Annotated in this window: 16 protein-coding genes; 7 read left to right on the forward strand and 9 right to left on the reverse strand. The window is 72.4% G+C overall.

Annotation, left to right across the window (positions count from 1 at the left end; all coding sequences use genetic code 11):
• Window positions 1-320: 320 nt before the first annotated feature.
• The 8 genes from LV79_RS28735 to LV79_RS28770 form a co-directional block, all read right to left on the reverse strand.
• Complete coding sequence (locus LV79_RS28735; protein WP_253841411.1) at window positions 321-1,205, reverse strand: methylenetetrahydrofolate reductase; 885 nt, start codon at window positions 1,203-1,205, stop codon at window positions 321-323.
• Window positions 1,206-1,210: 5 nt separating this feature from the next.
• Window positions 1,211-2,404, reverse strand: a complete 1,194-nt coding sequence (gene metK, locus LV79_RS28740; protein WP_253841412.1) for a methionine adenosyltransferase — start codon at window positions 2,402-2,404, stop codon at window positions 1,211-1,213.
• 38 nt (window positions 2,405-2,442) lie between these two features.
• Window positions 2,443-3,471, reverse strand: a complete 1,029-nt coding sequence (locus tag LV79_RS28745) for a methyltransferase (RefSeq protein WP_253841413.1) — start codon at window positions 3,469-3,471, stop codon at window positions 2,443-2,445.
• A 29-nt stretch (window positions 3,472-3,500) separates the two neighbouring features.
• Window positions 3,501-4,517: a methyltransferase gene (locus LV79_RS28750; protein ID WP_253841414.1), complete on the reverse strand. Its 1,017-nt coding sequence runs from the start codon at window positions 4,515-4,517 to the stop codon at window positions 3,501-3,503.
• A 193-nt stretch (window positions 4,518-4,710) separates the two neighbouring features.
• The gene (locus LV79_RS28755) at window positions 4,711-7,536 is read right to left on the reverse strand and encodes a helix-turn-helix transcriptional regulator (RefSeq protein WP_253841415.1); all 2,826 of its coding nucleotides are present in this window, start codon (window positions 7,534-7,536) and stop codon (window positions 4,711-4,713) included.
• 271 nt (window positions 7,537-7,807) lie between these two features.
• Window positions 7,808-8,413 (reverse strand): NAD(P)H:quinone oxidoreductase, encoded by a 606-nt coding sequence (wrbA, locus tag LV79_RS28760; protein ID WP_253841416.1) that lies wholly within the window; start codon window positions 8,411-8,413, stop codon window positions 7,808-7,810.
• A 152-nt stretch (window positions 8,414-8,565) separates the two neighbouring features.
• On the reverse strand, window positions 8,566-9,255 hold the full coding sequence (locus LV79_RS28765; protein WP_253841417.1) for a DsbA family oxidoreductase: 690 nt from the start codon (window positions 9,253-9,255) through the stop codon (window positions 8,566-8,568).
• 229 nt (window positions 9,256-9,484) lie between these two features.
• Window positions 9,485-11,404: an FAD/NAD(P)-binding protein gene (locus LV79_RS28770; protein ID WP_253841418.1), complete on the reverse strand. Its 1,920-nt coding sequence runs from the start codon at window positions 11,402-11,404 to the stop codon at window positions 9,485-9,487.
• A gap of 231 nt (window positions 11,405-11,635) precedes the next feature.
• Between LV79_RS28770 and LV79_RS28775 the strand changes: the two genes are divergently transcribed.
• Genes LV79_RS28775 through LV79_RS28785 form a run of 3 tightly spaced genes read left to right on the forward strand, consistent with a single transcriptional unit; the run spans window position 11,636 to window position 14,876 of the window.
• Window positions 11,636-12,886: an aspartate kinase gene (locus LV79_RS28775; RefSeq protein ID WP_253841419.1), complete on the forward strand. Its 1,251-nt coding sequence runs from the start codon at window positions 11,636-11,638 to the stop codon at window positions 12,884-12,886.
• 47 nt (window positions 12,887-12,933) lie between these two features.
• Window positions 12,934-13,755: a 2-amino-3,7-dideoxy-D-threo-hept-6-ulosonate synthase gene (locus LV79_RS28780; protein ID WP_253841420.1), complete on the forward strand. Its 822-nt coding sequence runs from the start codon at window positions 12,934-12,936 to the stop codon at window positions 13,753-13,755.
• Between the two features lie 17 nt (window positions 13,756-13,772).
• Window positions 13,773-14,876, forward strand: a complete 1,104-nt coding sequence (locus LV79_RS28785; RefSeq protein WP_253841421.1) for a 3-dehydroquinate synthase II — start codon at window positions 13,773-13,775, stop codon at window positions 14,874-14,876.
• Window positions 14,877-15,108: 232 nt separating this feature from the next.
• Here LV79_RS28785 and LV79_RS28790 read toward each other — a convergent pair whose 3' ends face one another.
• The gene (locus tag LV79_RS28790) at window positions 15,109-15,465 is read right to left on the reverse strand and encodes an ArsR/SmtB family transcription factor (protein ID WP_253841422.1); all 357 of its coding nucleotides are present in this window, start codon (window positions 15,463-15,465) and stop codon (window positions 15,109-15,111) included.
• A gap of 235 nt (window positions 15,466-15,700) precedes the next feature.
• Here LV79_RS28790 and LV79_RS28795 point away from each other — a divergent pair, with 235 nt between their 5' ends.
• The 4 genes from LV79_RS28795 (at window position 15,701) to LV79_RS28810 (ending at window position 23,073) form a co-directional block, all read left to right on the forward strand.
• On the forward strand, window positions 15,701-16,900 hold the full coding sequence (locus LV79_RS28795) for an MFS transporter (RefSeq protein ID WP_253841423.1): 1,200 nt from the start codon (window positions 15,701-15,703) through the stop codon (window positions 16,898-16,900).
• 477 nt (window positions 16,901-17,377) lie between these two features.
• Complete coding sequence (locus LV79_RS28800) at window positions 17,378-20,887, forward strand: ACP S-malonyltransferase (RefSeq protein WP_253841424.1); 3,510 nt, start codon at window positions 17,378-17,380, stop codon at window positions 20,885-20,887.
• Window positions 20,884-22,332: a hypothetical protein gene (locus LV79_RS28805; RefSeq protein WP_253841425.1), complete on the forward strand. Its 1,449-nt coding sequence runs from the start codon at window positions 20,884-20,886 to the stop codon at window positions 22,330-22,332. Before LV79_RS28800 ends, LV79_RS28805 begins: the two co-directional genes overlap by 4 nt.
• A gap of 45 nt (window positions 22,333-22,377) precedes the next feature.
• Complete coding sequence (locus tag LV79_RS28810) at window positions 22,378-23,073, forward strand: response regulator transcription factor (protein WP_253841426.1); 696 nt, start codon at window positions 22,378-22,380, stop codon at window positions 23,071-23,073.
• The last annotated feature ends 129 nt before the right edge of the window (window positions 23,074-23,202 follow it).

The raw sequence follows: 23,202 nt of genomic DNA on the forward strand, positions 1-23,202 counted from the left end.
ACCGCCCGCAGTTAGCACCACCGCAACCGCCCCGCGCGCGCGGTCCCACCCCTGCCCGGCCCCCACCCTCTCCGGGGGGCGTCCCTGGGCCAGTCTACCGGGGCCCACCGACAATGGATCTTGAAAGCGCCCCCGCGGAGATCCACATGTGGACAACTTCTGTCACCCGCAAGCATGAAAATTGGCACCAGGTCTGGAAAGGATCACCTGGTCGCGAGCGTCAGACAGGGTGACGGAACGCCGCTGCCGGGAAAGTAGGGATTGACCCAGCCAACAGACGCGAGGGGCCGTGGGCCCGACGAAGGGGCCCACGGCCTTCCTCACACCCTCGCGCGGACCAAGCCCAGGCGGGAGACGACTTCGCGGGTCGCCTTGGAGCGGTTCAGTGTGTAGAAGTGGAGGCTGGGGACGGACTCGGCGAGCAGGTCCGCGCACAGTTCCGTCGCCAGGTCGATCCCCGCCGCCCGGAAAGATGAGGGGTCGTCCTCCCAGCGCATCAGCCGCGACACCACCCGCGCCGGCGCCGGAACCCCGGCCAGCTCCACCGCCTTGGTGAACGTCCGCACGGTGGTCAGCGGCATCACCCCCGGCACCAGCACGGCATCGCACCCCCGCTCGGCCACCCGGTCGCGCAGCCGGAGGAAGTCCGAAGCGTCGAAGAACAGTTGGGCGATGGCGAAGTCGGCGCCCGCGCGCAGTTTGCGGACCAGGTGCTCGGTGTCGGTCGCCAGGTCGGGGGAGCGGGGGTGGCCGTAAGGGGATGCCGCCACCCCCACGCAGAAGTCGCCCAGTTCGCGGACCAGGCGGACGAGGTCTTCCGCGTACGTGAGCCCGTCCGGGTGGGGGACCCACTCGCCGTTGATGTCACCGGGTGGGTCGCCCCGGATGGCGAGGATGTTGCGCACCCCGACCGAGGCGTACCACCCGATGACGTTGCGCAGCTCCGCCACCGAGTGGTCCACCGCGGTCAGGTGCGCCACGGGGAGCAGGGTGGTCTCGGTGGCCACCCTGCCCGTGGTGCGGATCGTGCGGTCGCGCCGGGTGCCGCCCGCGCCGTAGGTCACCGAGACGTACGCGGGGTCGAGCGGCTCCAGCTCCCGGATCGTGCGCCACAGCAACCGCTCCTCGTCGTCGCTGCGGGGTGGGAAGAACTCGACCGAGAACACCGGGTCGGGTCCGCGCAGCCGCTCCAGCACCGTGGCCACGCCGATCAGGTCCCGACGACCTGGCGCAGCGCGTCGGCGCGGTCGGTGCGCTCCCACGGCAGGTCGACGTCCGTGCGGCCGAAGTGCCCGTAGGCGGCGGTCGCGGCGTAGATCGGCCGCAGCAGGTCCAGGTCCCGGATGATGGCCGCGGGCCGCAGGTCGAACACCTCGCGGATGGCCTGCTGGATCTTCACCGGGTCCAGCGTCTCGGTGCCGAAGGTCTCCAGGAACAACCCGACCGGCGCGGCCTTGCCGATGGCGTAGGCCACCTGCACCTCCGCGCGCGTCGCCAGCCCGGCCGCCACCACGTTCTTGGCCACCCAGCGCAACGCGTACGCCGCCGACCGGTCCACTTTGGACGGGTCCTTGCCGGAGAACGCGCCACCGCCGTGGCGGGCCATGCCGCCGTAGGTGTCGACGATGATCTTGCGGCCGGTCAGGCCCGCGTCACCCATCGGGCCGCCGATGACGAACCGACCGGTCGGGTTGACCAGCAGCCGGGTGTCCGACGCGTCGAGCCCGAGCGCGGCCACCTCCGGCGCCACCACGTGCTCGCGGATGTCCTTGGCCAGCATCCGCTCCAGGTCGACGCCGTCGGCGTGCTGGCTGGAGACGACCACGGTGTCCAACCGCACCGGCTGGTCACCGGCGTACTCCACGGTCACCTGGGTCTTGCCGTCCGGGCGCAGGTACGGCAGCGTGCCGTCCTTACGGACCCCGGTCAGCCGCCGCGAGAGCCGGTGCGCCAACGCGATCGGCAGCGGCATCAGCTCGGGGGTGTCGGTGCACGCGTAGCCGAACATCAGGCCCTGGTCGCCCGCGCCCTGGCGGTCGATCTCGTCCTCAGTGGACTCGACCCTGGATTCGTAAGCGGTGTCGACGCCCTGGGCGATGTCGGGCGACTGCGCGCCGATCGCCACGTTGACCCCGCACGAGTTCCCGTCGAACCCCTTGGCCGAGGAGTCGTAGCCGACGTCGAGCACGACCTTGCGCACGATGGCCGGGATGTCGGCGTAGGCCTGCGTCGTCACCTCCCCGACCACGTGCACCTGCCCGGTGGTCACCAGGGTCTCCACGGCCACCCGCGAGGCCGGGTCCACGCGCAGCAGCGCGTCGAGCACCGAGTCGCTGATCGCGTCGCAGAGCTTGTCCGGGTGCCCCTCGGTCACCGACTCGCTGGAAAACAGCCTCGACGACATGTCGCTCCCTTGCAGAGTTCGAAGGTGTGCCGCCCCCGCTAGCGCTTGTGCGCGATGACGACCCCGTTGGCGCCCACCGCGTCGAAGGCGATGACCTCGGGGTCGGCGAACCCGGCGTCGGTCAGCCAGGTCGCGTACTCGGCGACGGTGTAGTTGCGCCCCTCGGTCTCGATCAGCTTGTTGAGGCTCATCATCGCCGCGGGCAGTGGTCCGGTCTTCTCGTCGTTGACGAGCAGTTCGCACAGCACGACCGCGCCACCGGGCTCCAGCGCCTCGAACGACTTGCGCAGCAGCACCCGGTTGCGGGTCTCGTCCCAGTCGTGCATCACCATGGAGAACAGGTGCAGGTCGTGCCCGCCGGGGAAGGCGGGGTCGGTGAAGAAGTCGCCGTTGATCGTGCCGACCCGGTCGGAGGCGCCCGCGGCCTTGATGTTCTGCTCGGCGATCTCGGCGACGAACGCGAGCTCGTAGACGTTGGCCCGCAGGTTCGGGTACACCTGGGTCAGCACGATGTCGAACGCCGCCGAGCCGCCGCCCACGTCGAGCAGCGCCCGGTACCCGCTCAGGTCGACGTGCTCGCCGAGGGTCCGCGCGGTCTGGGTGGACATGGCGTGCATGGCCTCCCAGAACACCTCCAGCATGCGCGGGTCGGCGCTCTCGAACAGCGACCGCTCCTTGTCGGGGTCCCAGGTGGTCGGCCGGTTGGTGCGCACCGCGGTGGTCAGCTTGTCCCAGCCCGCGTAGAGCCGCTGGTCGAACATGGTGATCAGGCCGCCGAGGTGCCCGGCCTTGCCCGGCACCAGGTACTCCTCGCTCAGCGGGCTGTTGCGGTAGCGGCCCTCGTGCTTCTCCAGCAGGTCGAGCGCCGCGCAGCCGGTCAGCAGGATCTCCGCGGGGCGCTCCTGGATGCCGAACTCCTCGGCCAGCTCCACCGCGGTGACCCCCTTGCCGCCCGAGAGCAGGGTGAACAGGCCGAGCTCGTAGGCTGCGGCGAGGGTCTTGAACTGCCAGAAGCTGGTCGCCAGCGCCATCAGCGGCAGCGGCGAGGGGGATCCGGTCGTGGCCATCGGTGGTCCTTTCCTTGCGGGGCGGGGGTTCAGGCCGGGACGGCGACGATCACGCTGGTCGGCGACGAGGTCGCCCGGATCTCGGTGATCCGCAGGTCGGCCGCCTCGAACAGCGGCAGCAGCTCGGCCTCGGTGCGGATGTGCCCGGTCAGCAGCGCCAGCATCACGATGTCCTCGAACTTGCCGAAGTGCGGCGCGTCGCCCGGCGGCGGGACCTCGTCGATGACGATCAGCGTGCCGTCGGCGGGCAGCACCGCGCGGATGTTGCGCAGCAGCGCCACGGAGTCCTCGTCGTCCCAGTCGTGCAGCGTCCACGACACGATGTAGAGGTCGCCGCCCTCGGGCACCCACTTGAGGAAGTCGCCGCCGACGCAGCTCGCCCGGCCCGCGACACCGGCCTCGCGCAGCACCTCCTCGGCCGCGGGCACGACCCGGGGCAGGTCGTAGACGACCGCCGTCATCTCGGGGTAGCGCTTGAGGATCGACGCGACCAGGTGGCCCTTGCCGCCGCCGACGTCGACCAGGTGCCGCGCGCCGCTGAGGTCGTAGCTGTCCAGTGTGGCGCCGTTGACCAGCTGGGCCATGTTGCCCATGGCCGCGTTGAACACCGACGCCAGCTCACCGTGCGCGGTCAGGTACTCCCACCAGCTGGTGCCGTGCACGTGGTTGAACGCCGGGGTCCCGGTGCGCACGCTGTGCAGCAGCGCGCCGAAGGCCTGCTGGCGCGGCGCCAACCCGACGTAGCGGGCCAGGTCGCGCATCGAGCCGTCGGCGTCGCCGCGCAGCGTGGCCGCCAGCGGGGTGAGGCCGAAGACGTGGTCCTCCACCTCGGTGAACACCTCGACGCTGGCCAGCGCCCGCAGCGCCCGGTACAGGCTGCGCGGGTGGCTGTCGGTCAGCTTCGCCAGCTCGTCGACGTGCTTGGGCTCGCCCTCGCGCAGGTGGTCGGCCACCCCCAGCTCGGCGACGACCACCAGCAGGTGGCTGGTCAGCGAGCCGTAGAGCATCTCGTACATCCGCACGGCAGGGGGCACGTCCTTGGCCATCTCGTCTCCAGGGGTCGGGAGGTCTGGGGCGGTGCGCGGGCTGCCAGGTCAGGGCGGTGGGCGGGCTCGTCGTCGAGCCGGGCGCCACCGCGTCCCGCAGGCGCCTGGCGCTCGGCGCTCGGGCACCTGCTCAGCCATCCTCCCGCCGGTCGCGCCCGGCGCGCATCACGCGATCACGCGACCGGCGCGGCCATCAGGTGGCGACCTCGTCGGGCTCGCGGTCGCGCACGACGACCTTGCGGGTCAGCTCGACCCGGCTGTTGACGCCCAGCTTGCTGAAGCTGTGCCGCAGGTGGCTGTCCACTGTGTGCGGTGAGAGGAACAGCCTGCTGGCCACCTCCCGGTTGGTCAGCCCCTCGGCGACCAACCGCACCACCCGCAGCTCCGACTGGGTCAGGCTCGCCCAACCACCCGCCCGCCCGGCGGGGGTCTCCCGGCGGAACTTGCGCCGGACCCCCATCCGCCGCAACGCCTTCTTGGCCTTGGCGGCGTCCCGGGTGGCCCCGCAGTCGAGCCAGGTGCCCAGCGCCTCCTCCATCAGGTCGACGGCGTCACCCGCTCGGCCCGCCGCGTCCTCGGCGAGCGCGGTGTCGGCCATCGCCGCGGCGCGGGCCAACGGGCGCGGGCTCGACCGGTAGGTGCGGACCGCGGACCGCAACAGCCCGATGTCGTTGTGCAGCACCCCTTTGGCGTGCAGCGCCGCGGCGACCAGCGAGGGCACGTCGCTGTTGCGCTCGGCCAGCAGGCGGGTCGCGGCGACCGCCACCTCCGCGAGGTCCTGCGCACCGGCGCGCCGCGCGATGTGCACCAGCTGCGCGCCGACGCCGGTGTCGTGGGTGAACAGGTGCAGCCGGTCCGGCACCGTCGCCAGCACACCGGTGAGGCCCGCCACCGCCTCGGTCGGGTTGCCCGCCGCGTCCCGCACCAGCGCGCCGGTCCAGACCACTTCTTCCACTGCGGTGCCGATCCCGTCGGCCACGAGCGCCTCGGCCCGGTCCACGTGGGCGCGGGCGGCGTCCAGGTCGTCGCGCAGCAACGCGATCCTGGCCAGCAGCGCCCGCAACGGCACGCCGCGCGCGGGCGTGCTCAGCCGCTCGGTCTGGGCCAGCCCGGCCTCCGCGTGCGTCAGCGCCTCGGTCAACCGGCCCCACGCCAGCATCAGCTCCGCCTGGTGCAGGTGCCACAGCGGCTGCGACCACGCGGTGCCGAGCTGGTCGGCCTCGCGCTGGCCCATGGTGAACGCGGCGTCCGCGTCGGCGAAGCGGTCGACGGCGGTCAGCGTGCGGCCCAACCACAGCTGGGGGTGCTGGTGGCGCACGACCCCGCCGATGCTGTCGGCCAGCGCCACCGCCCGCTCGCCGTGCGCGACGGCCTCGCTGAGCCTGCCCTGGATGCGGGTCGCGACCCCGCGCGCGGCGTTGCCGCACACCCAGGCGGCGTTGACCCCGATCGTCTCCGCGAGCGCGGCGGCGTCCCGGCCGGTCCGCTCGGCCTCGGCCACGTCCGGCGCGTCGAGCAGCGCGTACGCCCGGATCGCCATCAGCTGCGCGCGCACCGGACCGGCCAACTCGGTGCGGGCCAACGCCCGCGCGGTGTAGTCGACCACCGGCGCGGTGTGGCCCGCGACGTACATCGCCTCCGCCAGACCCAGCAGCAGCGTCGCCTCGTCGTCCACGCCGAGGCCTGCGTGCAACGACTTCTCGCCCAGTTCCCTGGCGTGCTCGAAGCGCCCGGCCGACGCGAGCAGCCGCACCGCGTTGGCCACCAACCTGGGCCGGGGCTCGTCGTGCTCGCCCATCAGGTCGAGCATCCGCAGGATCAGGTCCGCCGCGGTGTGCGGCGCGGTCGGCGACAGCTGGCGGACCGCGTTGCCCAGCACGCCGAGGGCCTGCGCGTCGCCGCAACGGCCGCTGCGCACCAGGTGCTCGGCGACCTCGACGCTGGAGCGGCCCTCGCCGTGCACGACCTTGGCGGCCTCCCGGTGCAGCGCGAGCCGGACCGGGCCGGGCAGCGCGGTGTAGAGCGCCTCGCGCACCAGGTCCTGGCGGAAGGCCAACCCGGTCCCGTCGGTGACCAGCACGCCGTCGTCGACCAGTTCGCTGATCAGCGGCATGATGTCGACCGCGGCCTGGCCGAGCAGCCCGGCGACCTCGTGCACGGTGAACGCCCTGCCGAACACGGCACCGGCGTCGAGCAGCCAGCGGGTGCGCTCGGAGAGCCCGCCGAGGCGCCGCTCGACGGCGCTGAGGAACCCGGCGGGCACCTCGTCGCTCTCGACGGTGGCCACCCCGTCGGCGACCCGGGCGGCGCCGGTCTGGTGCAGGGTGCTGAGCAGTTCCCTGAGCAGGAACGGGTTCCCGCCGGTGCGCTCGACCATCGCCAGCACCCGCCGGTCGGGGGTGCCGCCGAGCACGTGCGCGCACAGCCCGGCGACCGCGTCGTGGTCGAGCGGGCCGAGCCGGACCCGGCGAGCGCCGTCGTCGATGAGCCGGTCGATGGTGTCCTGGGTGCGGCCGCGGCTGGGGGAGGGGCGGCGGGCCAGCACCCACAGCACCGGGGCGTCGGCGAGGGCGGGGACCAGGGCGCGCAGGATGTGCGCGGTCACCTCGTCGGCCCAGTGCGCGTCGTCGAGCACGACCAGCAGCGGGCGGGCGTGGGCGCACCGGGTGATCCGCTCGCCGAGCTTGTCGACCAACCGGGCGGGGTTGGCGAGCGGGTCGTCGGTGTCGGCCTCCTCGAGCACGGGCATGCCGTTGGCGCGCAGCAGGGTCCGCAGGGTGCGCAGCGGGGCCGCTCGGTCCAGGTGCGCGGCGCGGCCGAACGCGGTGCTCAGCCGCCCGGCCGCCGCGTCGGCGACGCACCCCACCAGGCGGCTCTTGCCGGTCCCCGCCTGCCCCTCGACCACGTAGCAGCCGCCGGTCCCACCGAGCACCGCCCGCGCTGCCCCGGTCAGCTCGGCAAGCGCCGAATCCCGGCCGACCAGCGGAATTTGGACCATCTCCAGCCCACCCCTCCCCATGACGGATTCCTCGGATGCCCACGCAGCATCTTTCTGGACCGCCGTCGGGACACCGACCACCATTAGGGTGAAAGGGCAACAAACTACCGGTCTGTCTAGTTGATCTTGTACGAGATGTACCCACCTTTCCCGCGGGACAACGGCGGCGGGTGTGGTGGAAAAGGAAGAGCGGGACCGGCTGGGCGCACTGGCCCCACTCTTTCCCATACTGCCACGGATCGGTCTCCGGGGCCGCTCAGCGCAGTGCGCTGGGGTGGGTGGTCCGGTCCACTCAGCCGCGACCGGCGACGAACTGCGCCGCCTTCTCCGCCACCCGCCTGCCCTGGAAGTTGGCCGCCGCCAACTCCTGCTTGGTGGGGTTCTTGTCGACGTGGATGCTGCTGACGCCGTAGGGGTTGCCGCCACCGGCGGAGACCACGTCGTCGGCGTAGCCGGGGGTCACGATGATCGAGCCCCAGTGCATGAACACGTTGTACAGGCTCAGGATCGTCGACTCCTGGCCGCCGTGCACCTCGTCGGAGCTGGTGAAACCGCTGACGATCTTGTCGACGAGCTTGCGCTCGAACCAGATCCCGCCGGTGGTGTCGATGAACTGCTTGAGCTGCGCGGCCACGTTGCCGTAGCGGGTCGGCGAGCCGAACAGGTACGCGTCGGCCCAGAGCAGGTCCTCCAGCGTCGCCTCCGGCACGTCCTCAGTCGCCTTGGCGTGCTCGGCCCAGTCCGGGTTGCTCGCCACCGCCGACGGCGGTGCCAGCTCGGCGACCTTGCGCACGCGCACCTCCGCACCCGCGTCGATCGCCCCCTCCTCGATCGCCTTCGCCAGCTGGTACACGTGCCCGGTGGAGCTGTAGTAGATCACCGCGACCTTGACGCCCATTGTTGCTTCCTTCGTGTGTTGTTGTTTACCGATGTGCCGGGCGCGCCATTGCGCCGAGCGTCGTCGCGTCCGTTATCCGCGAATCTGTCGAAACGAGTCGCATTAACCGGCCTTTGTGGACCGGAAACGCGCTATAGAACTCTGCTACCTGGTCAGTTGGCCGCTCGGTTGAGCAGGTCCACGTACACCTCGGGATCGTCGTGGTCGATCACCGGGAATCCGATTCCCCATTCGCCCTCCCAGTGCAGGCGGACGCCGGGGTTGTGGTGCGCGGTGCCGTCGGGCAGGAACAGCGTCGGGCTGCCCTGCACGGTGTCCCCGGCGCACAGCGGCACCTGGCGCTCGATCTCGGCCCTGGCCCAGCCCTCGACCAGGCCCGCCTTGACGGCCTCGACGTCGACGCCGGTCTCGCCCGCGATCTGCAGCACCACGTGCCGCATGGAGATGTTGCGGCTCTGCCCGAACAGCGCCAGCCGCAGCCCCCGGTCCAACCGCTCGCTGGCCGCCAGCCCCTGCTTCTTGGCGACCTCGACGGCCTCCATCGCCAGCAGGGTGGTCACCGGGTACTCGTGGGTGGCGGCCTGCCACACCTGCCACCCGGCCTCCGGCGCCAGTCCGCCCGCGACCGGGATCTCCGCGTCGAGGATCAGCTTCGGCGTCGCCATGTCGTTGATCAGTTCCAGCGGGAACGCGCGGATGTCGAAGCGCACCCGCTCGGTGAGCCCGAGCCGCTCGCGGGTCGTGTGCAGCCGGTGCGCGGCGATGTGCGCCCACGGGCAGCCGATGTCGGCGTAGAACACGATCGTGCCTGGTGCGACATCGATCCCCTGGTTGCTTCCCACGCCGTTGCTCCTCACCGAGTGCCCCTGGAGGCGCCCTAACCGGAACTGCCTCCACATCCTGTGATCAGGCTATCCGGAGGAGCCTCCAGATGCAACAACCGGAGTTGGTTCCGATTATGGCAGAGCGCTGGCTGCCCACGCGCGAAACCGCCGCCTCCCCGGCTGGTGCGGGGAGACGGCGGCGGTGTAGCTGGGAGAGGGGTGGGCGGTGTCGCCCTTGTGAGCGCGGCTAGTGCGCGGCGGAGTACACGGGGGTCGGGGCGCTGGTGGGCAACCAGGCCAGCGGCACGTGCGAGGTCGTGTACAGGCGCGGCAGGCGCGCGAGGCAGGCCCGGGCGATGGCGTCCGCGTCACCCAGGATCACCGAGTCGACGCCCGGTCGGATCCCGGCGGCGGTCACCCAGTGCACCGTCTCGGTCGGGATGCCGAACGCGAACCGGCTCGGGTGCGCGGCGCCGTCGGCGTCCACCACGTGGTACGGCCGCCGGGTCACCGCCAGTCCACCGGTCTCGTAGGAGTCGATCCGGTAGGGCGCGCACCCGCCTTCGTCGCGCAGCCGGTCGATCAACGGGTCGCGGGTGTGCCGGATGTCGACCTCCGGCAGTCGCGCCTCGATGAGCGTCCGCACGACCTCCGCCGACCCGGGCACCGCGTCGGCCCGCAGCAGGAACCCGTCCGGCCGCGGTTCGACCGCCATGCCGGGACCGAGCACCCGCAGCACGCCCGCCTCGATGAGCGCGATCATCTCCTCCACGCGGCTGGTCGGCGGCCCGATGGACAGGTACGCGTTGAGCGGGGTGTACCAGCGCTGCAGTTCCGTGCGGTACGACTCGCCGGTGATGCCGCTGTGGTCGACGATCAGCCGGATCTCGTTGCGCATGTCCCGCAGCACGTCCAGCGCGGCCTTGACCGGGTCGGTGACGTTGCCGCGCCGGGCGGCCACCACGTCCGCGCGCAGGTGCTCCAGCAGCCACCGCTGGAACCGCGCGGGGTCGCCGAACTCCAGGTCCGCGTACGGCCGGGCGACCAGGTCCCAGTCCCAGCGCGCGCCCGGTTCGATGCCGAAGCGGTCCAGCGCGCTCTCGTCCCCGGCGACGTAGGCGCGCTCGAACTCGTCGACCGCCTGCCCGCGTTGGGCGAGCAACGCCCGGTAGTACGCCAGAGTGACCTCTTTGGACACCAGCGGCCACACGTCCGCGGTGAACTCCACCTCGCGCGCTCGCAGGTCCGCGATCACGGCCGGGGTCACGAACACCGGCTCGTGCCTGCCCGACACGCCCTTCTCGTTCTCGCCGCGCGCGTGGTAGGGCACCCCGCGCCGCGAGCCCGCGACCAGCACCGGCTCCATGCCCGACGGCGTGTACACCAAGCCGTTCTCGCCCCTGGTGAACGTCCCGCCGCGCCCGGAGGTCAGCAGCGCCATGTAGTCGAAGAAGTTCAGCCCCATGCCGCGCAGACCGACCGGCTCACCCGGTGCGATGCCGTCCAGGTCCGTGTCCGCCGGGTTCGACGGCGGCAGGTAGCCCAGCCCGTACTCGGCCGCCAGCGCCGCGAACCGTTCCTCCTGCTCGCCGACGGGCATCTCGACGTGTCCCTGGGCCAACACGACCGCCGACAAATCAGCGAGCACCGTCCCGTCGGCCAGCGTCACGACCTGGGTGCCGTCGGCCGCGTCGGTCACCGACACCGCCGTCGTGGCGTGCGGCACCACCGCGACCCCCGGCGGCGCGGTGACCACCAGCCGCCGCAGCACCCACGCCAGGTAGTGGCCGTAGAACGCGCGCGAGGGGTAGGAATCCGGGCCCAGCGCGGCCGCCTCGCGCCGCACGTGCGCGGGGTAGTCGTCGAAGTCGGCCATCGTGGTGAGGAACCGCGCCCACTCGTGCAGGCTCGGCCCGGGGACCACCGGTCCCGCGCAGCCCACGCTGTCGTCGGTGAACATGGTGACCTGCGAGGCGATCGTGTTCATCAGCAGCAGCGGCGACTGGTCGACCCGCCACACCCGGCCACCCGCGAGCACGTGCGGGTCCACCACGTGCACCTCGACCGGGCGCGCCGCGTTGGCGCACAGCCGCTCCACCACCGAGATCCCGCGCGGCCCCGCGCCGACCACACACACCCGCGGCGCGCCGTGTTCGCCGTTGCTCATGCAGGCCTCCCCGTTCAGGGCGCGACGCGATCCACACAGGACAGTGGGCGCCGCGGCACCGCCTGCGCCCCACTCTAGTGCGATCCCGTGATCGCGCATCCCGTCTTGACTTGATGTTCGCGCACCGGATCCGGCCCCCACCAGCAACATCACGCGTTCCCGGGATTACCCGCCGCCGCGGGCTCGGTAGAAAGGGAGGAGTCCGCTGACGGATAACCCGGTGAGGGTGCGATGACCACGACCGTGCTGAAGTTCGGTGGCACCTCATTGGCGACCACCGAGAAGATCCGCCGGGTGGCGGCGATCGCGCACGGCTCGCACGCGGGCGGCACGGCCACCGTGGTCGTCGTCTCCGCGCGCGGCAAGACGACCGACCAGCTGCTCGCGGCGGCGACCGCGCTCAACACCGCGCCGTCGGCCCGCGAGACCGACCAGCTGCTGGCGACCGGGGAGAACGCCTCCGCGGCCCTGGTGGCGCTCGCCCTGCAGGACCGCGGCGTGCCCGCGGTGTCGCTGACCGGACCGCAGGCGGGCATCCTCGCCACCGGCCCGCACGGCGCCGGGATGATCGCCGCGATCGACCCGCAGCGGATCACCGGGCACCTGGCCAAGGGGCGGGTCGTGGTGATCGCCGGGTTCCAGGGCGAGGGCGAGGACGGCGACATCGTCACCCTCGGCCGGGGCGGGTCGGACACCACCGCGGTCGCGCTCGCCGTCGAACTGGGCGCGCGGGCCTGCGAGATCTACACCGACGTCGACGGTGTCTTCACCGCCGACCCCCGGCTTGTCCCCACCGCGCGCGTGCTGAGCAGCGTCGACCCGCTGGTGATGGCCGAGATGGCCTTCTCCGGCGCGCAGGTCATGCACTCGCGCGCGGTGGAGCTGGCCTCGGTGCACGGGCTGGATGTGCTGGTGCGCAACACCATGACCGGTGCGGGTGGCACGACGATCCTGGGACGGAGCAGCGACATGATCGAGACGAGGGGCTTCATAGCCGCGGTCACCCACGACCGGGCGGTGGCACGGGTGGTGCTGCGCCGCGGGCGGCGGGGGGTGGACCTGGTCACCACCGCGCTCGGCGCCTTCGCCCGCGCCGCGGTCCCGGTCGACATGCTCGCCTGGCACACCGACCGCGGCGAGGTCGACCAGGTCGGCTTCGCGGTGCACCAGAGCCACCTGGTGGCCACCAGGGGCCTGCTGCGGCAGCTGGCCGCCGCGCACGCGTTGGGCACCGGGCTCGACGAGGGCGTCGGCAAGCTGTCGGTGGTGGGCACCGGGCTGCTCAACCGGCCCGAGTTCCTGGCCAGGATGCTGGCCGCGCTGGCCACTATCGACGTGGCGCCGGACTGGTTCGCCACCGCGCAGTCGCGGATCTCGGTGCTGGTGCCCGCGCCCCGGCTCACCGAGGCGGTCATCGCGGTGCACCGCGAGTTCGAGCTCGAAGGCGATCAGCTGCCCGCCGGGTCGATGACCCTGGCCTGATCCCCCCACCCGTCCTGGCCCGTCCGACCCGAGAAAGGGGACCCCGGGTGTCCGCCAACAGATCTTTCGGTTCGCAGGTGCGGTTGCAGCGCCTGTTCCGGCACGCCGTGAACCGGTTGCTCGTCGTGCCGCTCGACCACTCGGTCGCCGACGGCCCGATCGTGGCCAACGGCGACCTGCCCGGCCTGGTCGGCTCGCTGGCCGCCAACGGCGTCGACGCGGTGGTGCTGCACAAGGGCAGCCTGCGCGGTCTCGACCCGAGGGTCTTCACCGGCACCTCGCTCATCGTGCACCTCAGCGCCAGCACCTCGCACGCCCCCGACCCGGACGCCAAGTACCTGGTGTCCACTGTGGAGCAGGCGCTGCGCCTGGGCGCGGACGCGGTGAGCGTGCACGTCAACGTCGGCTCGGCCGACGAGCGCAGGCAGATCGCCGACCTCGGCGCGGTCGCCGACGCGTGCGACCGGTGGAACATCCCGCTGCTGGCGATGATGTACCCGAGGGGACCGCGCATCGGCACCCCGACACCGGAACTGGTGGCGCACGTGGCCACCCTGGCCGCCGACCTGGGCGCCGACGTGGTCAAGTCGGTCTACGCCGGTTCGGTGGCCGCGATGGCCGACGTGGTGCGCGCCTGCCCGATCCCGGTGATCGTCGCCGGTGGTCCGCGCAAGGCGGGCACCGAGGCCGTGAAGTCCTACGTGGACGAGGTGTTGCGGGCCGGGGCGGCCGGGGTCGCCATGGGCCGCAACATCTTCCAGGCCCCCGACCCCGGTGCGCGGGCGGGCGAGATCGCCGCGCTCGTGCACTCGGGCGGCACCGGGCCGTCGCTGGAGTTGGAGCTGGCAGCGAGCCTGCCGAGACGATGACAAGGAGCGAGACCCCCATGAAGCTCTGCTGGCTTGATGTCCGCACCACCGGCCCGTCGCGCGCGGCGATCCTCGAAGAGGCGCTGCACCAGCGGGTCGACGGCGTCGTCGCCGACGACCCCGCGGTGCTCGCCGACCTCCCGCCCACCGTCACCAAGGTCCTGCTGCCCCGCGGCAAGCCGCTGCCCGAGACCCTCGACGGCGTCGACGTGCTCGTCGTCGACCCCGACCGCGACGCCAACGCCGCCGACCTGGCCGCCAGGTACCCGTCGGTCGAGATCGGCCGGTTCGTCGAGATCATCGACGCCGACACCCTGGAGCTGGCCTGCCAGGCCGCGCGCACCGAGCGCTGGTCGGTGCTGCTGTTCCGCGACCCGACCAAGATCCCGCTGGAGATCGTGATCGCCGCGGCCGCCCGCGCCACCGGCAGCATCGTCACCATCGCCGCCGACGTGGAGGAGGCCGAGATCATCTACGGCGTCCTCGAGCTCGGCTCCGACGGCGTGCTGATGGCCCCGGCCAAGGTGGGCGACGCGACCGCGCTCAAGGCCGCCGCCATCGCCACCACCCCCGAGCTGGACCTGGTCGAGCTACGGGTCACCAAGACCACGCACATCGGCATGGGCGAGCGGGCCTGCGTGGACACCTGCACGTACTTCCGCGAGGACGAGGGCATCCTGGTCGGCTCGCACTCCAAGGGCATGATCCTGTGCGTCAGCGAGACCCACCCGCTGCCCTACATGCCCACCCGCCCGTTCCGGGTCAACGCGGGCGCCATCCACTCCTACACGCTCTCGCAGGACGAGCGCACCAACTACCTCAGCGAGCTCAAGGCGGGCAGCAAGGTGCTCGCGGTGGACGTCAAGGGCCAGACCAGGCTGGTCACCGTCGGCCGGGTGAAGATCGAGACCCGCCCGCTGATCTCCATCGACGCCGTCGCCCCCAACGGCACCGAGGTCAACCTCATCCTCCAGGACGACTGGCACGTCCGCGTCCTGGGCCCCGGCGCCGCCGTCCTCAACAGCACCGAACTCCGCCCCGACGACGTCGTCCTCGGCTACCTCCCCTCAGCCGACCGCCACGTCGGCTACCCGATCAACGAGTTCTGCCTGGAGAAGTAGCCCGAGCCACCTGCGCCCGGTCGCCACAGCACCCCTGCGGCGACCGGGCGCAGGTGCTTTCCATCCATCCAACCGGGCCGCTGCCTCCACAGTGGACAGACCCTCCGCGCACGCGGGCACCGCCCGGCACCGCGAAGTCAGCGTCTGCGCACTCGTCGCCCGACGCGCCCACCGCTGCGGCGTCTCCCGCTCGTCAGCGGTCAACACCAACTCGACCTCCGGTCGCCTGCGATCAGGTCAGCGGGCCCAGGTCTTGGCCGATCCTGCCGAGCAGAGCGGCGATGCGCTCCTCGTCCCGGCGGTAGTGGGTCCACTTGCCGACGCGGGTCGAGCGGACCAGTCCCGCGCGCTCGAGGATGGCCATGTAGGCGGAGACGGTGGACTGGGCGAGGCCCGCCCGGGCCTGGATGTGGCTCACGCACACGCCGACCGTGCGGGGGTCGGTGATCTCGGGCTGGACGGGGAAGTGCTTCTCCGGTTCGCGCAGCCATTGCAGAACCTGCCAGCGGACCGGGTTGGTCGCGGCTTTGAGCGCCTCCATGACCTCGGTGTCCGGGTCCGGTTCCGGGCTATTCGCAGCCACGCTCATCGGACGTCGCCGCCTCCTCCCTGGTGCGCATGACCGCGCAGCGCCGCGACAGTCGACACATCGAGGATATACGATCCTCGGGCTCGACAGCCACCCGGAGCCCGGATGCGCCCGACCGGGGGGTCGGTCTTGACATCTCGCTTCGTCATACTGCGATACTACGATGCGTTCTGGTCGGCGGTGTCGCCGTGGCGCACCGCTCGCCCCCTCCTCCACGCAACGGAAGGTAGTCACCATGCCTATCGGGCTCATCGCGTTGGCGCTGGGCGGTTTCGGCATCGGGCTGACGGAGTTCGGGATTGTCGGCCTGCTGCCGGAGATCGCCCGCGAGTTCGCGGTCTCCGAGTCCGCGGCCGGGTACCTCGTCTCTGGCTACGCGCTCAGCGTCGCCCTTGGCGCCCTGCTCCTGACCGCGGCGCTCGCGCGCTTCGAGCGCAAGACCGTCCTGGTCGGACTGATGGTGCTGTTCATCGCGGGCAACCTCGTTTCCGCCCTCGCCCCCACCTACGGGATCCTGCTGGGCGGGCGGATCATCGCCGCGCTCTGCCACGGCGCGTTCTTCAGCGTGGGCGCCGTGGTGGCCTCGGAGATGGTCGCGGCGAACAAGAGGGGCAGCGCGGTCGCGCTCATGTTCGGCGGCCTGACCGCGGCCAACGTGCTCGGCGTCCCGCTTGGCACGTTCCTCGGCCAGCAGCTCGGGTGGCGGTCGACGTTCTGGGCGATCACGGTCATCGGCGTCGTCGCCCTGCTCGGCATCCAGGCGCTCGTCCCCCGGACCGCCGCGGCCGCGGGCGGGAGCCTGCGCGCCGAGCTGGCGGTGTTCCGGCGCGGGCAGGTCTGGTACTCGATCGTGCTCGGCGTGCTGGCGTTCGGCTCCGTCGTCGGCGCCTACACCTACATCGCCTTCACCCTCACCGAGGTGACCGGGTTCGCCGCGACCGCCGTGCCGTGGCTGTTGGTGCTGTTCGGCGTCGGCACGTTCGTCGGGAACTACTTCGGCGGCAAGGCGGCCGACAAGTCCCTTGACCGCTCGCTCATGCTCTTCCTGGCGGTGTTGACCGTCGTGCTGGCGGTCTTCGCGCTCACCGCGCAGAGCAAGGTCGCCACCGTCGTCGCGCTGCTGCTGATGGGCACGATCGGCCTGGCGGCGGCGCCGGGGTTGCAGGTGCGCGGCATGAAGTACGCGCAGGACGCGCCGAGCATGGCCTCCGGCGCGACCATCGCGGCCTTCAACATCGGCAACGCCCTCGGCGCCTGGATCGGCGGACTGACCCTGGCCGCCGGGCTCGGGTTCGTCTCGCCGCTGTGGGTCGGCGCGGCCCTGGCGCTGGTGGGTTTGGCGGTGGCGGCCGCTGCGGGCGCGTCGGCGCGGCGCGCCGAACCCACGGCGGCGGCGCAGGCACCCGTCGGGGTGGCGGCGTCCGAGATCCGCTGAACCAAAAACCGGCAGAAGAGTCCCGCAAGGCTTTCGCCTTGCGGGACTCTTCTGCTGTCCGGGACCGCCTTCTTCGACACGAAGAAGGCGTAAGTGCATTTTGTCACCTTGGCGAGCGCACTTGAAAAAACTTTGCACAACAGCTCGCGAAGATCCATGGGAACGGTTGAAAAACCGTGCCGGGCTGGCCAAGATGGAAGAGCGCGGCCACCGTGACCCCAGGTCCACCGCCCGCGAACCTTATCCCACATCCGTCGTGGACCAATTGCGTGTTCCACGCAACTGCGCTCAGGGAAGTTGCCGAAGATGATGCTATCCAACTTCGACCACGCTGACGCCGCGCTCTATCCCGGCAGATCTCTTCTACCGTTATCTAGAACACAGGAAATCCGCCTCGCTGGATTCTTCCCCGGCCTCGGCAGTCGAGTGGCCTATCGCGGCATCGGCGACAGCCTCCTGCGGGCAGGGGTGCCCGGAGTGACCTCCGTCTACGAGACCGCCGCCGCCACGCTCGGCCTCGCGGGCGGGCCCGCCGCGGTCGCCGCCCTCGCCGAGGACCCGTCGACCGGGAGGCTCGACCGCCAAGCCGCGGTCGGCGTGTCCGTGCTCGTGCACAGCCTGGCCGTGCACGAGCTGCTGCGGGCGGAGGCGGGCAGCGGCTTCGGTTTCGTCGCCTACACCGGCGAGAGCTTCGGGATCCTGACCGCGGCCGTCGCGGCGGGCGCGCTCTCGATCGCCGACGGCGTCCGCGTCGCGCAGGCGTTCACCCCGCTCGCGTTGCTCTGCGCGGGGGACCGCGATGGCGGCCGGGCGCAGGCCGGGTTGCTGCGGCACCTGCCCGCCGGAGTGCTCGAGCGCCCGGTCGTCTCCGAGCCGCACCACGTCCTCGGCCTGCGCAGTCCCACCCGCACGGGGCTCGCCGCGGCGCTGGAGGGGCTGCGCGCACGCTTCTCGACGCTGGACGTGGAGCTGCACAAGCGTTACTCGCCCCGCCAGGCCAACGTCTACGTGCGCGCGGGTGCGCACGCGGACTTCCTCGACTTCGTGCGGGAGGCGGGCTCCGGGGTCGAGGTGGTCGAGCTCAAGGAGCCGACCACGTTCGTCGCGCACTCCGCCCGGATGCTCCCGGCCAGGATCGCGCTGCGGGCGTTCCTGGCGGCCAACGGCATCACCTTCAACGACCCGCTGGTCCCCGTGCTGTCCAACAGCGGCGCGGGCGCCCTGCGCTCGGCCGCGGGGATCAAGGACGCGGTGCTCGCGATGATGGACGTGGTGATGGACTCGCGGGGCACCGCCGAGCTGCTCGCCGCCGTGCGGCCGGACGCGGTCCTGGAGCTGGGGCCCGGCGGCAGGTCCCTCGACCTGCTGCTCGACAACGACAGCGAGGCCGTCGTGGGGCCCGCGCCGATGTCCGCCCCCGACGCCGCCCGGCTCGCCCGCTCGCTCGAGGCCGTCAGCGACGCGCTGCGCCACGGCGAGGACCTGCGCCGCGCCGCGGACCGGGCCGACCTCGTCGAGGCCGACCTCGCCGCCATCCGGCGGGCGGTGCGGGCGACGGCGGACGGCGGGCTCGGCCGCGCGGTGCTGGCCCGCCGCACCACGAGCGCGCACCCGGTCGGGGGGCACTCCACCGCGTTCGCCCGGTACACCGAGGTCCTGCGGCTCACGCTGCGCCACGCGGCCGAGACGAGCGCGGGAGACGGCGAGGTGGTGCTGCGGGCGCGGCTGCGCAAGCGACTGAGCACCACGCTGCCCGCCGAGCCCGCCCGGACGCGGCTCGAGCTCACCACCGCCGCGGCGGACGGACGGCGCAGCACCCGCCACCTCGACACGGCGCTCCCCCAGGTCCAGGTGGTCCATTTCGGCTACACGCCCGGGATCGACGCGCGAACCCGCCGCCGGGAGCTGCGTCAGCTCCTGGAGGCCAAGTCCGGGCAGCACGACCACTACGCGGCGTTGACCACGGCGGAGGCTTCGAGTTCCCAGCTCGCGATAGTCGTCCTGTACCTGATGTTCCGGGACCTGTCCGACCGCATGCCCGAGCTGCTCGCGCACGCCCCGGTCTGCCTGCACGCGGTGGAGCGGGTCGGCGGGCTCGCATCGCTCGCGGCCTCCGGGGCGCTGACGCTGGCGGAGGTGCTGGCCCTGCACCGCGGCGACCTCTCCGCCGACACGGCCGAGCAGCTCGTCGTCGACTCCGCGGTCCCGGTCGTCTCGGCGGGCGGCGTCCCGGTGCGGGCTCGCCGCGACCTCGTGGCGGTGCTGCGGACCCTCCTCGCGGGCGCGGTGCCCGCGCTGCTCAGGCTGAACGGCGACTGCCACGTCCTGGCGCTGGGCGGGGCGCTGCCGCGCGGCCAGGTCGACGCCGACGGGCACGCGGTGGACACGCTCGACGTGCCCGATCACGACGCCCTGCGTGCCCGGCCGGGCACCGCACTGGCCCGGTACCGGCGCGACTGCCTGCTGCGCGTGACGCCGGAGAACACCCTGACGGTGGCGACCGCCCAGGCCAGGCGCATCACGATCGGCACGGTGAACGCCTACGTCGAGGCGGGCGAGGAGATCACCGGCTTCGGCCAGGGCGGCAGCGAGTCGATGACGATCTTCGTGCGGAAGGAGGGGGACGACGAGGTCACCGTGCGCAAGATCCTCAGCGAGTCGCTCACCACCGCGCCGTGGAACCCCGCGGGCACGGGGGTGATGCTGCCGCCGTTCACCAAGGCGTGGAAGCAGGCCGAGTTCCTCACCAGCCTGCCGGACGCGCTGCGCGACTGCTTCCCCCGGGTCCTGCGCGCGCTGCGGCGCACGGTCCACGTGCCGGTCGACGGCGGCGGCCACCGGTCCGACAGGGAGGTCATCTACGAGATGAGCTACGTGGCGGGTGAGGAGGTCAGCGGTTTCGTGCGCCGCCACTCGCCCCCGCCCGCGGTCGTGGCGCGGCTCTACGAGCAGGTCTTCCGGGTCCTGCGCTCGCGCGTGCACCGCACCGGCCGGACGGCGCCGTCGGGGGACACGCTCGAGACCTCCTACTTCCGCAAGATCGAGGACCGGCTGCGGCTGTGCCGCCGCACAGCGCCGCGGACGTTCGGCCCCGCGCTGCTCGACAGCGACCACCTGGTCGTCGACGGTGCGCCCTACCTGAACGCGGGCGAGGTGCTGCGCCGGTTCCGGGAGAACCCCGCGTTCCGGCGGGCGCTGGAACCGCGCTTCCACTCGCTGGTCGTGGGCGACACCAACACGGAGAACATCAAGATCGGCAACACCGCGACGCTGCTGGCCGCCCAGCGGGCCGTCGAGGGCGGCGGATCGGCCGCCGAGGTGGCCGCGGCGCTGCGGGCCGTCACGCCCGAGGCGCTGGACCTGCGCTTCCTCGACCCGCGGGCGATCGGGTTCCGCAGCGAGGGGCGCGATACCCGCGACGACCCGATGTACGACAACAAGCCGTGGCACAACTCGATCGGCCACTACGACGAGATCCACTTCGAGCACTTCACCCTCGCCGCCGACTTCGACGGCCCGCGACCGGAGGTCTCGATCCGGTTCACCCCCGGGAACCCGTACCAGCGCTCCTACCGGGTGCGGGACGTGACCGCGGGGGACGGGGCGGTCGACCCCGCGCGGCCGCGGGGCGTCGAGGACCACTTCGCCGCGGTCATGACCGCCGCGTTCGACCTGGAGGACCCCGAACGCTCCCACGAGCTCGAGGACCCGTACTGGCTGGTGCGGTTCGTGTTCATGATGGGGCAGCACTTCACCGCCATGCCGCCGTTCCACTTCCAGCGCGAGCTCGACGGCACCCTGTGCGACGACCCGCAGAACCAGCGGCGCCCCATCGCGATCTACTGCGAGGGGATCAAGTGGCTCAACTGGAGCCTGCAGATGCTGGAGGGCAGGCGGACGGAGTTCCTTGGCCTGCCGGTGGCGCTGCCCGACGAGCTGCGCCTCAGCGCCGCCCGGCGACTCGCCGCAGAGCGGACGGTGGCATGAGCGGCACGGTGGGCATCACACCGCCGGTGGGCGGACTGGCCGCGCTGGGCACCGAGAGCCGCGTCCTGGCCACCCCGTGGAGCCGCATGGTCCGCGGGATCGGTCTCGGCCAGCACCCGGTGGGCCACGACGCCGCCGCCGCGGACCGGATCAGGCACACCTTCGCCGCGCTGGCCGGGCGCGGCGTCGAGGAGGGCGACCCCTACGGGCGGTTCGCCCGGCTCCTCGTCGAGCTGGCGCTCGACCACGCCCGGGACGGCGCCGTCGAGCCCGCGCGGATGTCCGCCGTGCTGGCCGCGGCGCGCGAGCACCCGAACCCGTACTTCCGGGTGATGGCCGGGTGCGTCGCGGCGGACGCGTTCGGCAAGCTCGGCCTCGGCGGGCAGCTCGCCCGCCTGCCCGGCGCCGACCCCGCCGCGGAGCTGCTGGCCGCCGTCGAGGGCATCGAGGCGGACCGCATCCGCGACGAGAACGCGGGCAGGCACGGCCACTACGAGCGGCTCTCGGCGTCCTCGGCGGTGCTCTTGGCGCTCGGGCAGCTCGGCGCCACCGTCGAGCCCGGCCGCCTGCTCGGGGCGCTGGACCTGCTCGACGGTGTCCCCTCTCCCTTCTTCCGCGGCCGCGGCGGGTCGGTCCTGCTGGCGGCGGCGATGCTGCTGGGGCGGGAGGACCTGCTCACCGAGGGCGGCCGGGACCGGATCGCCGAGACGCTGCGCTACCTCGGCCACACCGGGCCGGGGGTGACCGCACCGGTCTTCCCGCAACCGATGTCGCCCGCGTTCGTCGAGGTGTACCCGCTGCTGACCATGCTCAACGCCGTCTCGATGAGCAGGCGGTCGGGCGACTACCTCCGGCTCGGCGAAGACCGCCTTGCTCAGGCCAGGGCCTTGATGGGGGCGCTGCGCCCGGTCGAGCGCACGCACATGGGCCTGTACTACGTGGTGGCGTTGCACAACCTCGGCGTGCTCGACGAGCAGGTGCCCGACCTCGACCGGTTCGCCGAGGACCTGGTCGGCCAGTGGCGGACCACCCCGCCGGGCGAGAACTACTTCCTCAACGGGATCTCCTACGCCTACCTCATCCAGACCGCCGTGTTCACCGGGCGGCCCGACCTGGTGACCGAGGAGTTCCTGGACCGGTACGTCGACAGCTTCCCCGACCTCGACCGCACCGACGACGACCGGGTCAACCGGCCCTACCCGTTCGCCTACGCCTTCAACGCCCTCGCCGAGATCGGGTGCGACGACCTGCTCTTCCAACCTCGGCGGGCCTACGGCGGCGCCGCGCCGGTCGACTGGGTGGTCTCGCGGCTCTCGCCGGGGGCGCGTGCGGAGCCGCGCCTGTACATGCTGCACCACGCGTTGATCAGCTACGCCCTGCGGATGCGCGAGCCCGCCCCGGAGGCCCCGGTGTTCCGGGACTTCGTCTTCCCGGCGAGCCACTAGCTCCGCCGAGGCACCAACGCACAGAGTCACCATGGGGGATTGACTGTGAAGCGAGTATTGGTCATCGATGACGACGGCCCCGCGGCTGGGGTGGTCGAGTTCCTGCGGGGTTGCGGCTGCGCGGTGGAGTTCGCGGACAGGGGGCCGCAGGCGGCGGAGCGGTCGTCCGACGCCGACGTGGTGCTGCTCGGCGCGGACTCCGCGGCCACCGGGGAACTCGAGGTCTGCCGCGCCATCCGCGCGGTGAGCGGCGTCCCGGTCATCGTCCTGCTCGGCGTCGACGACGAGCGGGACAGGATCACCGCCCTGCGGGCGGGCGCGGACGACTGCGTGCCGCGCACCTGCGGGCCCCGGGAGGTGCTGGCCCGGATCGACGCCGTGCTCCGCCGGTGCCTGCCGTGGGCGCCACCCGGCTCCACGGGCGACGTCCTCGACCTGGGAGCCCTGCACATCCACCTGACCGCCCGCGAGATCTGGCTGTACGACAGGCGGGTGGCGACCACGGCCAAGGAGTTCGACCTGCTCCACGCGCTCGCGTCGCGCCCGGCCCAGGTCCACTCGCGCAAGGAGCTGATGCTGGGCGTCTGGCACTGCGACACCCGGGTCCCCAGCCGGACCCTGGACACGCACGTCAGCAACCTGCGCGTGAAGCTGGGCTCGAGGAACTGGATCGTCAACGTCCGCGGCATCGGGTACCGGCTCGGCGCCGCGCCCGACAGGCAGGTGGTCGCGGACCGGTGAGGTAGACGCCGCTGAGACGGCACTGACCCGGCCCGCCCCCGAGGGCGGTGTCGCTCGCGACCTGGATGCGGGCCGGGTCAGTGCCGTCTATCAGCGCGTGGTTCGGTGGACCATGCGCGGGTGGGGCCT

The organism is Actinokineospora globicatena (assembly GCF_024171945.1).
Classification (GTDB): domain Bacteria; phylum Actinomycetota; class Actinomycetes; order Mycobacteriales; family Pseudonocardiaceae; genus Actinokineospora; species Actinokineospora globicatena.

Coding starts and splice junctions, on each gene's coding strand:
- LV79_RS28755 (WP_253841415.1), bottom strand. CDS start 7,536: ATGGGGAGGGGTGGGCTGGAGATGGTCCAAATTCCGCTGGTCGGCCGG.
- metK (WP_253841412.1), bottom strand. CDS start 2,404: ATGTCGTCGAGGCTGTTTTCCAGCGAGTCGGTGACCGAGGGGCACCCG.
- LV79_RS28775 (WP_253841419.1), top strand. CDS start 11,636: ATGACCACGACCGTGCTGAAGTTCGGTGGCACCTCATTGGCGACCACC.
- wrbA (WP_253841416.1), bottom strand. CDS start 8,413: ATGGGCGTCAAGGTCGCGGTGATCTACTACAGCTCCACCGGGCACGTG.
- LV79_RS28785 (WP_253841421.1), top strand. CDS start 13,773: ATGAAGCTCTGCTGGCTTGATGTCCGCACCACCGGCCCGTCGCGCGCG.
- LV79_RS28745 (WP_253841413.1), bottom strand. CDS start 3,471: ATGGCCACGACCGGATCCCCCTCGCCGCTGCCGCTGATGGCGCTGGCG.
- LV79_RS28770 (WP_253841418.1), bottom strand. CDS start 11,404: ATGAGCAACGGCGAACACGGCGCGCCGCGGGTGTGTGTGGTCGGCGCG.
- LV79_RS28805 (WP_253841425.1), top strand. CDS start 20,884: ATGAGCGGCACGGTGGGCATCACACCGCCGGTGGGCGGACTGGCCGCG.
- LV79_RS28795 (WP_253841423.1), top strand. CDS start 15,701: ATGCCTATCGGGCTCATCGCGTTGGCGCTGGGCGGTTTCGGCATCGGG.
- LV79_RS28790 (WP_253841422.1), bottom strand. CDS start 15,465: ATGAGCGTGGCTGCGAATAGCCCGGAACCGGACCCGGACACCGAGGTC.
- LV79_RS28750 (WP_253841414.1), bottom strand. CDS start 4,517: ATGGCCAAGGACGTGCCCCCTGCCGTGCGGATGTACGAGATGCTCTAC.